The following is a 10511-nucleotide window of genomic DNA, read 5'->3' on the forward strand; positions in this document are numbered from 1 at the left end:
GGCACTGTTGCAAATAGTCGGTGGTGATAAACTTATCATCCCCTTTTGCTGATGGAGCTGCACATGAACCCATTCAAAGGCCGGCATTTTCAGCGTGACATCATTCTGTGGGCCGTACGCTGGTACTGCAAATACGGCATCAGTTACCGTGAGCTGCAGGAGATGCTGGCTGAACGCGGAGTGAATGTCGATCACTCCACGATTTACCGCTGGGTTCAGCGTTATGCGCCTGAAATGGAAAAACGGCTGCGCTGGTACTGGCGTAACCCTTCCGATCTTTGCCCGTGGCACATGGATGAAACCTACGTGAAGGTCAATGGCCGCTGGGCGTATCTGTACCGGGCCGTCGACAGCCGGGGCCGCACTGTCGATTTTTATCTCTCCTCCCGTCGTAACAGCAAAGCTGCATACCGGTTTCTGGGTAAAATCCTCAACAACGTGAAGAAGTGGCAGATCCCGCGATTCATCAACACGGATAAAGCGCCCGCCTATGGTCGCGCGCTTGCTCTGCTCAAACGCGAAGGCCGGTGCCCGTCTGACGTTGAACACCGACAGATTAAGTACCGGAACAACGTGATTGAATGCGATCATGGCAAACTGAAACGGATAATCGGCGCCACGCTGGGATTTAAATCCATGAAGACGGCTTACGCCACCATCAAAGGTATTGAGGTGATGCGTGCACTACGCAAAGGCCAGGCCTCAGCATTTTATTATGGTGATCCCCTGGGCGAAATGCGCCTGGTAAGCAGAGTTTTTGAAATGTAAGGCCTTTGAATAAGACAAAAGGCTGCCTCATCGCTAACTTTGCAACAGTGCCCAAAAATTTCCGATCTCCAAACTGACCCCTTCTACAGAATGCTGCAATACTGCCCTCAATGGCCGCGCAATGGGTTCGGTTGCGTGGTACAACATCCAGCATCGCCTTACCGGAATAAGGTATGTAACACCGGATGAATAACATCGAGGGGAGAATATAGGGATCCTCGCCCGCCGTAAAATTATCTACGAAACAGCGAGAAAACGAATCCGGATCGCTGGTCACAACAAACTCGAAACTGGTCACAGATAGAAACTGTATCGCTAAACCCGAAAAAAGAACGCTGGGTAGTATGAACATACGACAACTTCTTTGAAAGTTACCGGTCTGTCTTTCTCAGTAATAAAAATTATATCTTCGTGATTGTGTATTAATTGATTGTTGTCAATAACACTCTTATAACCCAATGTAATGCTATATACAGGAAGCTATTTCAGAGGTTATGGGAATTACATGAAAACAATAATTAATGAGCTATTACAACAGGACCTGTCCCGCAGACAGGTTATTGTGAACACCACCAAAATTAGTGCTGCGGTTGCAGCATCAAGCACACTGACCCTGCCGTTTACTCTCAATGCAGCTGATACTACATCGGCTACGGGAAAGGAGGGAATTGAAACCATAAGACATAGTGCCTGCTTAGTAAACTGTGGCAGCCGCTGTGCACTGAAAGTCATAGTTAAAGATGATCGGATTGTGCGAATTGAACCGGAAGATGCTAAGGATGATTCGGTATTCGGTGAACACCAAATCCGTCCTTGTCTGCGAGGTCGTTCCAGCCGCTGGCGAGTTTACAGCCCTGACCGGATTAAATATCCGATGAAACGCGTTGGTAAACGCGGAGAAGGGAAATTTAAACGCATTTCATGGGATGAGGCCACAGCCTTTATTGCCGCTGAATTAAAGCGCGTTTCTGAAAAATATGGAAATGAAGCAATCTATTTTAATTATCAATCTGGCGCGTATTATCATAATCAAGGAACCCCCGCATGGAAGAGGTTATTGAACCTGAATGGCGGTTTTCTGCAGTATTACAATAATTACTCAAACGCTCAAAACTTTACCGCCACATCTTACACGTATGGTGCTACAGGAGTACAGTTTGCCAGTCATTTTAGCCAGATTGCGCATTCTGACCTTGTGGTTTTTTTTGGTCTGAATTTATCTGAGACTCGGATGTCCGGTGGTGGGCAAGTTGAAGAACTGCGCCGTGCGCTGGAAATATCAGGCGCCCGGGTGATTATTATCGATCCGCGCTATACAGACTCTGTTGTTACAGAACATGCTGAATGGTTACCAATTCGCCCTACAACCGATGCTGCACTGGTAGCAGCTATTGCACACACGTTGATAAAAGAAAATCTGATCGACGAAGAACGAGTCAATACTTATTGTGTCGGTTATGATCGTAGCACCCTTCCAGAAGCAGCGAAACCAAACGCCAGTTATAAAGACTATGTTCTGGGTAACGGCGATGACGGCGTCGAAAAAACACCTGAATGGGCGGCAGATATCTGTGGCATCCCGGCAATTCGTATTCGCCAGTTGGCACGTGAAATGGCCGGAGCTCGGGCCTGTTTCATTGCTCAGGGATGGGGACCACAGCGTCATGCGAATGGTGAACAGACTTCCAGAGCGGTTCAGATACTTCCTGCCCTGACGGGTCATTTTGGATTGCCAGGAACCAACAATGGGAACTGGACATACGGAACACCTTATGGTGTTCCTGCTCTGCCGATTGGTGAAAATTCCGTTAAGGTGTCAATCCCCTGCTATCTGTGGACAGATGCGATTCAAAGTCCGGAAAAAATGACAGCCACCACTATGGGGGTCAAAGGCGCGGATAAACTGAAAACTGGTATTAAACTGTTCTTCAACCAGGCCGGGAATGCACTTCTGAATCAACATGGAAATATCAATCGTACACGCAAAATACTTGAAGATGACAGCCTGTGCGAAACTATCGTGGTTATTGATAACCATATGACTGCCAGTGCCCGCTTTGCCGATATCCTTCTTCCAGAAACTAGCTACTTAGAAGCCGAGGATCTGGTGGACAGTTCCTATGCAGCCGGTTCTCATCATTACATGATTGCAATGCAAAAAACGATCACACCGATGTGGGAAGTACGCAGTACCTATGATATCTGTGCAGATATTGCGGGGCATCTTGGGGTGAGAGAGCGTTTTACTGAGGGGCGTACCCAGGCAGAGTGGATGGCGAAGCATTACGGACAAGTTAAAGAGAAGCGATCATATTTGCCTGAATGGGAAGTTGCAATGAATATGGGGGTTATCGATCAGCAAAGTACTCGTGATGAGGACAGTATTATCCTTGCTGATTTCCGCCATGATCCGATTGCCAGTCCACTGACGACACCTTCCGGGAAGATTGAGATTTACTCGCACACTCTGGCGGAACTGGCTAAAGCCTGGACACTACCGGAAGGAGATCGCATTCCGGCTGTTCCTGAATTTTGTGTAGTGACAGAGTCCCATCTGAACAAGAGTCTGACAGCAAAATATCCGCTACAGATGAGCGGTTTTCACACCAAAGGTCACACGCACTCAACATATGCCAGTGTGCTGATGCTGCATGAAGCGGTACCGGATGAAGTCTGGATCAACCCGATAGACGCCAACACGCGTCAGTTGAAATCAGGCGATATGATCCATGTATTCAACGATCGCGGTGTGGTGGAGATCCCCTGCAAGGTGACACAGCGCATTCTGCCGGGCGTGGTGGCAATGCCGCAAGGCGCGTGGACCCGACTGGACAGCAACGGTGTGGACGTGGGCGGATGTATTAACACGTTGACCAGCCACCTGCCGTCGCCGCTGGCAAAAGGGAACCCGCAACATACCAACCTGGTTGAAATCAAACGCGCTTAAGGAGTGATCCGCAATGAAACAGTATGGCTTTTATGTTGACTCCTCGCGTTGCTCAGGTTGTAAAACCTGCCAGGTTAGTTGCAAGGATAATAAAGATCTGGACGTGGGACCGAAATTCCGTCGGGTATATGAATATGGCGGCGGAAGTTGGGTGAAAGAAGGAGAAAGCTGGCACAACGACACTTTTACCTACTACCTCTCTATTGCCTGTAACCACTGTGATGAACCGGTTTGTGTCTCTGGATGTCCTACCGGAGCGATGCACAAACGTGAAGAGGACGGACTGGTGCTGGTCGATGACAATATTTGTGTCGGATGCCGTTATTGCGAAATGCGCTGCCCGTATGGCGCGCCACAATTTGATGCTCAGGCTAAAGTGATGCGTAAGTGCGATGGTTGCCTTGATCGACTGGAGAAAAATCTGCGACCAATTTGTGTGGACTCTTGTCCACAGCGCGCGCTGGATTTCGGGCCGATCGATGAGTTACGGAAGAAATATGGCACTGAGAATGAAATCGCGCCGTTACCCGCCGCATCGTTTACTCATCCTAACCTTATTATTAAACCCCATCCGAAGGCCCGCCCGACGGGAGACAAGGAAGGGGCCATCGTGAACATGAGTGAGGTGCGCAATGCATGAGTTACCTCTGGTCTTTTTTACCGTCTTTACTCAGAGCGCAGTTGGCGCGTTTATTCTGTTGCTGATTGGCGGCACCCTGGGGCAGGTTGACAGGCAGCGTATGGCCGTTGGTCTTTTCTCTGCGATGTGTCTGTTTGGCGTTGGGGTGTTGCTGGGCATTTTCCATGTAGGCCAGCCTTTACGAGCATTGAATATGTTGCTGCGAGTGGGCCATTCACCGATGAGCAACGAAATCGTGTTATCGGCGGTGTTTGCGACACTTGGCGGGCTGGGCGCACTGGGGTTGCTTCTCAATCGTGGAGCAGCTTCGTTATGTAAAGGACTGGTGTGGCTGGCGGCTGCGGTGGGGGTGGTTTTTATCTTCGCCATCCCGCAAATCTATCAGTTGCCGACGGTGGTCACCTGGCGGACATCTTACACTACGGTGATGATGGTCCTGACTCCGATGATCGGTGGCGGCATTCTGGCCGGACTGTTTGGTCTGCGCCTGGGGTTGCTGGTGAGCGTGCTGGCGATTCTGGTCAGCTTCTGCCTGCGTCCAGGTTATATTTTGACGCTTATGGATGCTGATGGGGTGCTAACTGCGGCTCAATCCAGTTGGTTCACTGCTCAGGTTGTACTGCTGGCTGTCGGCATTGTCGGTGTGTTGGCCTGGGTACGACTCAAAACTAATGTGGCCGTTCTGGCGACCACGTCACTGGTGGTTATCGCTGCGGAACTGGTGGGTAGGATCGCATTCTACAATCTGTGGACGTTGCCGATGTAATCTGTGAGCGGCTGTAGCCGCTCTGTTTTCAGGAGAATTCAGGATGTCCCCCAATATTGTATTACCGAGGATCCTCGGTGCACTGTTTTACTACTCTCCGGAACGACCAGAGGTGAAAGCACTTTTCGACTGTCTGCCCACTCTGTCGGAACTGTACCCATGGCGCGACCCTGCGGGGACAGCTTCACTGTGCGCAGACTGGCCGTTTCCCGATAATGATGAACTGGCATGGCAATTCTCCGTGCTGTTTGAAGGACAGGGCGAAATGCCCGTGCCACCCTGGGGATCTGTCTGGCTGGAACGCGATAACCTGCTAATGGGCAATACCACCGCTGAGTACCGGGCGTTTCTGCAGTCTCAGGGAATGACTTTTAATTCGGGTCAAAATGAGCCGGAAGATCAGTTTGGGCTGATGTTGTTAGCCTGCAGTGCGATACTTGATGCTGGAAAAGATGCAGCAGTTAATCAGCTGTTAGAGGTTTATTTGTTACCGTGGGGATATCGCTATCTTGAACGTCTGCAGGGCAACAGGGTGAGTCCGTTCTATGCTCGCCTTGCCGCCGTGACCTCGCGCTATTTGCAGGATTTGCAACAGCAACGGGCGTTGCAACCTGCGGTGAAGCGGCTGTATTTCGGATGAACAAATCAGAGAAATATTATCATGAATTGATGGCTCACCGGCACGTCAGTCGGCGCGGACTGTTTCGTGCATTTGTCAGCGCGGCAAAGCACACAACGCCAGAAGTACTGTCTACCCGGCTGGGACATTCGCTGCCGCCAGGGGCGGTTCCTGATGCGGAGTTCATTACCCAGTGTACCCAATGTAGTCAGTGCATTGATGTCTGCCCAATGGGAGTCCTGTCCAGACATGAAGACGGTTACCCGCAACTGATGATTGAATATGCCAGTTGTGATGGCTGTGGTTTGTGTATCGCAGCATGTTCGAGTGACGCGCTACGCGTGCAGTCTCGTTTTGATACCGGACTGCGCCCGGTGTTCTGTAACTCTGCCTGTGTGAATCCTGTCAGACAGTGTAAACAGTGCGTGGATGTATGCCCACGACAGGCTTGCTTTATTAATGAGTCTGGACTGGTGTCGGCTGACAACGAACGCTGTGATGGTTGTGGCGAATGCGTTGTCCAATGCCCTCACAATGCTGTGACACTATATTGATGAGTCAGAGTGTCATGAAGAGAGGAAACGATGTATTAACAGGCTATTTATATCCCTGATATTATTTTTCAGGCGACAATGTACATGCAGAGCCGTCCAGCGCGATAGAGAGTCTCCGAAAATCGATTCAACATGCTAAATTATCCGGTATAAAGGTCGCATTGTTTAAACTGCGACCTTTTGAATGATCAGGCTGAAATTTTCAGGGATTTACTATTTCAGTGCTTTTCTTATTCTCTCTAATCCTTCTTGTATCACGGCGCGTGGACAGGCAAGATTAATCCGGATGTAACCCTCTCCATTGCTTACAAACATGTTCCCGCCTTCAAGCAGTATTCCCGTCTGGTTGGCGAAATAGAGAGAAAGCTGTTGTCTGTCTACCTGCGGTGGCAGGTATTTCTCAATATTTATCCATGCCAGATAAGTTGCATCGGGAATTTTAAAGTTTGCGTCAGGAAAGTGCTCCTGGGTAAATTTTTCTACCAGTCTGAAGTTATCATCAAGATAGTGTTTTAATTGTTCCAGCCACTCGTCGCACCGGGACCAGGCAGCTTTGGTCGCAGCCAGACTCAGTGGTGAAAGAAACTCATCATAAAGACGTAACCATTCTTTTCTGACCTTTTCATTTTTAATAAAAATATGGGACATCAGATTTCCGGCAAGATTAAAGGTTTTGCTTGGTGCCATACAGGTGATGATCTTATCAGTGTCTGGGAACAGTTTTGCCATCGGGATATGATTGACCCCATCTCTCAGTAAATCACAATGTATTTCGTCTGAAATGATCCAGACATTGTTTTTAAGGCACAACTGCCCCATTCTCATTAATTCTTGTTCTGACCAGACCTTCCCGGTTGGATTTTGCGGATTGGATAAAATGAACAGCTTAATATTTAGAGAAGGATCGGTTAGTTTTTTCTCCATATCGTTGAAGTCGATAACGTATTCATTGTCCTGTTCCAGCAAATCAGAACAGATCACTCGACGATAGCTATAGTCTCCAGCCTGCTTAAACGGCGTATAGGATGGTGTATTGATCAACACACTTTCATCCTGTTGTGTCAGTAACGGTACCAGACGGTTAAGTGCAGGGATAATGCCCGGTGAAAGCACGATCTCTGTGGTATCTATATTCCAGTCATAGCGTCTCTGGCACCAGTTGTGGAAAATATGATAGTACTCATCATCGTAAACTTTTGTGTAACCGAGTATTTTTTTATCAAGCCTCTCCTGAATCGCTGCAAGGATTTCCGGAGGTGTCGCAAAATCCATATCAGCAACCCACATTCTGACAAATTCATCGTCCTTAAAGTCAAAGTGGGCATTCTTGTCGGCCTTGAATATATATTGTCTCCACCCATCGTAGTTCAGGGCATCAGTATTTTTTCTGTTGATAATTTCATCAAAATTGTACTTCATAATTTAACCTTCTTTGGACAGATATGTTTGATTAAATGAATTTCAGGAACGGAGAAATACAGAGCAGGATGCCAGTAAAGATGATCAGATACAGAGAACCCCCCTTATATCGGTGAAGGGAGGGTACCTTGTAAACCAAATAAGCAGGGATTAAGCAACCAACGATGCCGAAAATGGGGCTGCAGATTGAGGTGAATAGCAGAACCGGCAGGTTCAGAACGATTGCCCCCCAGGCGATGACGATAGTGAAAATGACAATACCAACGTTAAGCGCTTTTTTATTGATTTTCTCTGAGGGTATAAAACGGGTCAATGCGTTCATCGCCAGTCCCTGTACAGCCTCTTTGAACCCGAGGTAAACGCCGAAGAAGGCAGTCATCAGGGCAAAGATATTCAATGCAACACCAACTGGCGTCACATACTTTGCTGCATCTCCTTCAATAAACTGTGCGGCAATAGCCAGTGCTGAAATATTTTGTTCGTAGGCTTTGACAGCTTCATCGTGACCGAGGGCGAAAGTGAATGATAATGCATAAAAGAAAACAACGATGAACAGTGTACCAAAAGCGATATTCATTGCTCTTAGCGCTTTATATCTTGCCACTTCTATAGATTTGTTTTTTGCACGATATGAAATTACCATCGGACTCAAAGACTGAATAAACAGGATTGATGTCAACGTAAATGGCAAGGTGATAATGGCGTTTTTGATTAAAATACTAAAAGAAGGGAATGAACCGATGTTTTTGGAGAGGTCCCACATGCTGACCATCATCAACCCCAGGATAAGCACTACCACCAGTTTTGATAACACCATGAAAGAGGAAATCCTGAACAAGAGTTCTTCACTACGTGAAGCAATAAGCACAAGAAATGTAATAAGAATTAGGCCATAGAAAGGGTTCTCTGATAAAAGACCCTCAGTTAAGCCAAACGTGTGTAAATACGACGCTGTATCGTTAGTCAACGCCGTAGGGTAGGCGAATATCCAGATGACCAGCATGAGAAAGTAGAGCAGACCGAGGAGCATTCCCCAGTTTTTTCCCAGATAGCCCTCGATAACACCGGGATAGTCTTTACACTCTCGCGAATCTGCCAGCGTATTGATAAACAATCTTTGAAACAGGTACATGGCCGGATAACCAATGATGGAAGAAAGCAGGAATACCCACAATCCAATAAGCCCCACCTGGACCGGTAAAAACACAATCCCGGCGCCGATAGCCATACCTATGCTTATAATAATCCATCCTACATCTGTACTGTCAAATCGGGTTAGTTTTTTCCACTCTTCTGGTGACAATGAGGCCCTGTCGATGTTCTGTTCCAATATGGTCATAGGTATATTCCTGTGTGAGGATATTTTATGGTAATTATTTACAGAGGTTTGCACTTCATAAATGATTATACCCGGCAAGCATATTAATTATCTTTTTAAAAATTAACTATTTTTACAATTTATGGCTTATCTTATTTCTTGTTTTTGTTGATTTGGTTAATTTTATTTCATAAAATTACGAATATGATTGCTATCACAGGAGGTTGAACATGGTAAAGCTTGACAAAGTTGATATGCAGATTTTAAAGCTCTTGCAGGAAGATGGCAGGCTGAACAACGCTGAGATTGCCAAGCGTGTTTTTCTTTCCCCTCCAGCCTGCTGGAAACGGCTAAAGTTTTTAGAGCAGGAAGTGATAAAAAACTATCGGGCTTTTATCGAACCGAAAAGCCTTGGATACAATTTTTATGCATTCATGAATATTACATTAGATCTTCATTCCGAGGAGTGCATGCAACATTTTGAGGCAGAAATAATGAAGATTGATAATGTAATTGCCTGTCATAATATTTCCGGGAGATACGACTATCTTCTGCATCTTGTAGTAAAAGATATGGATGATTTTCACAACGTATCAATGATAAGGATACGAAAAATTGGGAATATAAAGGAGATGAATACCAGTTTCAGTATCAAGGAGATTAAATCTTTTAAGGGGTTACCTATAAAATAGATGTGTAGTGGTCAACAATAGGGTGATGCTGCCAACTTACTGATTTAGTGTATGATGGTGTTTTTGAGGTGCTCCAGTGGCTTCTGTTTCTATCAGCTGTCCCTCCTGTTCAGCTACTGACGGGGTGGTGCGTAACGGCAAAAGCACTGCCGGACATCAGCGCTATCTCTGCTCTCACTGCCGTAAAACATGGCAACTGCAGTTCACTTACACCGCTTCTCAACCCGGTACGCACCAGAAAATCATTGATATGGCCATGAATGGTGTTGGATGCCGGGCAACCGCCCGCATTATGGGCGTTGGCCTCAACACGATTTTACGTCACTTAAAAAACTCAGGCCGCAGTCGGTAACCTCGCGCATACAGCCGGGCAGTGACGTCATCGTCTGCGCGGAAATGGACGAACAGTGGGGCTATGTCGGGGCTAAATCGCGCCAGCGCTGGCTGTTTTACGCGTATGACAGGCTCCGGAAGACGGTTTGCGCACGTATTCGGTGAACGCACTATGGCGACGCTGGGGCGTCTTATGAGCCTGCTGTCACCCTTTGACGTGGTGATATGGATGACGGATGGCTGGCCGCTGTATGAATCCCGCCTGAAGGGAAAGCTGCACGTAATCAGCAAGCGATATACGCAGCGAATTGAGCGGCATAACCTGAATCTGAGGCAGCACCTGGCACGGCTGGGACGGAAGTCGCTGTCGCTCTCAAAATCGGTGGAGCTGCATGACAAAGTCATCGGGCATTATCTGAACATAAAACACTATCAATAAGTTGGAGTCATTACCC

The 10511-nt window shown here is 47.3% G+C and carries 10 protein-coding genes and 1 pseudogene; 9 read left to right on the forward strand and 2 right to left on the reverse strand.

The genetic code is table 11. From position 1 onward, the window contains the following. The first annotated feature begins 63 nt into the window (after positions 1–63). The 6 genes from OGY08_RS00425 (at position 64) to OGY08_RS00450 (ending at position 6294) form a co-directional block, all read left to right on the forward strand. On the forward strand, positions 64–768 hold the full coding sequence (locus OGY08_RS00425; RefSeq protein WP_001067855.1) for an IS6-like element IS26 family transposase: 705 nt from the start codon (positions 64–66) through the stop codon (positions 766–768). Positions 769–1273: 505 nt separating this feature from the next. Next, the gene (locus OGY08_RS00430; protein WP_052439643.1) at positions 1274–3715 is read left to right on the forward strand and encodes a DMSO/selenate family reductase complex A subunit; all 2442 of its coding nucleotides are present in this window, start codon (positions 1274–1276) and stop codon (positions 3713–3715) included. Positions 3716–3728: 13 nt separating this feature from the next. After that, complete coding sequence (locus OGY08_RS00435; RefSeq protein ID WP_040031387.1) at positions 3729–4355, forward strand: DMSO/selenate family reductase complex B subunit; 627 nt, start codon at positions 3729–3731, stop codon at positions 4353–4355. Continuing rightward, positions 4348–5121, forward strand: coding sequence for a dimethyl sulfoxide reductase anchor subunit family protein (locus OGY08_RS00440; protein WP_040031386.1), 774 nt, complete (start codon positions 4348–4350; stop codon positions 5119–5121). The genes OGY08_RS00435 and OGY08_RS00440 overlap by 8 nt, the downstream gene beginning before the upstream one ends. Before the next feature lie 43 nt (positions 5122–5164). Beyond that, complete coding sequence (locus tag OGY08_RS00445; protein WP_040031385.1) at positions 5165–5761, forward strand: molecular chaperone TorD family protein; 597 nt, start codon at positions 5165–5167, stop codon at positions 5759–5761. 29 nt (positions 5762–5790) lie between these two features. Beyond that, a complete protein-coding gene (locus OGY08_RS00450; protein ID WP_225586246.1) occupies positions 5791–6294 on the forward strand; it encodes a 4Fe-4S binding protein in 504 nt (167 codons plus the stop codon). A gap of 213 nt (positions 6295–6507) precedes the next feature. Here OGY08_RS00450 and OGY08_RS00455 read toward each other — a convergent pair whose 3' ends face one another. Together OGY08_RS00455 and OGY08_RS00460 are read right to left on the reverse strand one after the other, a co-directional pair. Then, the gene (locus tag OGY08_RS00455) at positions 6508–7713 is read right to left on the reverse strand and encodes a MalY/PatB family protein (protein WP_171278909.1); all 1206 of its coding nucleotides are present in this window, start codon (positions 7711–7713) and stop codon (positions 6508–6510) included. A gap of 31 nt (positions 7714–7744) precedes the next feature. Beyond that, positions 7745–9052, reverse strand: coding sequence for an SLC5/6 family protein (locus OGY08_RS00460; protein WP_040031383.1), 1308 nt, complete (start codon positions 9050–9052; stop codon positions 7745–7747). Between the two features lie 209 nt (positions 9053–9261). Here OGY08_RS00460 and OGY08_RS00465 point away from each other — a divergent pair, with 209 nt between their 5' ends. The 3 genes and pseudogenes from OGY08_RS00465 to OGY08_RS00475 all read left to right on the forward strand — a co-directional run bounded on the left by OGY08_RS00465 (position 9262) and on the right by OGY08_RS00475 (position 10495). After that, positions 9262–9723 carry an Lrp/AsnC family transcriptional regulator gene (locus tag OGY08_RS00465; protein WP_042111185.1) on the forward strand — a complete coding sequence of 154 codons (462 nt, stop codon included), beginning with the start codon at positions 9262–9264 and terminating at the stop codon, positions 9721–9723. Positions 9724–9799: 76 nt separating this feature from the next. Continuing rightward, positions 9800–10075, forward strand: a complete 276-nt coding sequence (locus OGY08_RS00470) for an IS1-like element transposase (RefSeq protein ID WP_000179213.1) — start codon at positions 9800–9802, stop codon at positions 10073–10075. A gap of 44 nt (positions 10076–10119) precedes the next feature. Then, positions 10120–10495 (forward strand): annotated as a pseudogene (locus tag OGY08_RS00475) (IS1 family transposase). Positions 10496–10511: the final 16 nt, after the last annotated feature.

The sequence above is a fragment of the Citrobacter sp. Cpo069 genome, from assembly GCF_030332785.1.
GTDB lineage: Bacteria > Pseudomonadota > Gammaproteobacteria > Enterobacterales > Enterobacteriaceae > Citrobacter > Citrobacter portucalensis.

Excerpts from the sequence above, each read along its gene's own strand:
- OGY08_RS00460 (WP_040031383.1), bottom strand. The coding sequence starts at position 9,052 with ATGACCATATTGGAACAGAACATCGACAGGGCCTCATTGTCACCAGAA.
- OGY08_RS00465 (WP_042111185.1), top strand. The coding sequence starts at position 9,262 with ATGGTAAAGCTTGACAAAGTTGATATGCAGATTTTAAAGCTCTTGCAG.
- OGY08_RS00430 (WP_052439643.1), top strand. The coding sequence starts at position 1,274 with ATGAAAACAATAATTAATGAGCTATTACAACAGGACCTGTCCCGCAGA.
- OGY08_RS00455 (WP_171278909.1), bottom strand. The coding sequence starts at position 7,713 with ATGAAGTACAATTTTGATGAAATTATCAACAGAAAAAATACTGATGCC.
- OGY08_RS00440 (WP_040031386.1), top strand. The coding sequence starts at position 4,348 with ATGCATGAGTTACCTCTGGTCTTTTTTACCGTCTTTACTCAGAGCGCA.
- OGY08_RS00435 (WP_040031387.1), top strand. The coding sequence starts at position 3,729 with ATGAAACAGTATGGCTTTTATGTTGACTCCTCGCGTTGCTCAGGTTGT.
- OGY08_RS00445 (WP_040031385.1), top strand. The coding sequence starts at position 5,165 with ATGTCCCCCAATATTGTATTACCGAGGATCCTCGGTGCACTGTTTTAC.
- OGY08_RS00450 (WP_225586246.1), top strand. The coding sequence starts at position 5,791 with ATGGCTCACCGGCACGTCAGTCGGCGCGGACTGTTTCGTGCATTTGTC.
- OGY08_RS00425 (WP_001067855.1), top strand. The coding sequence starts at position 64 with ATGAACCCATTCAAAGGCCGGCATTTTCAGCGTGACATCATTCTGTGG.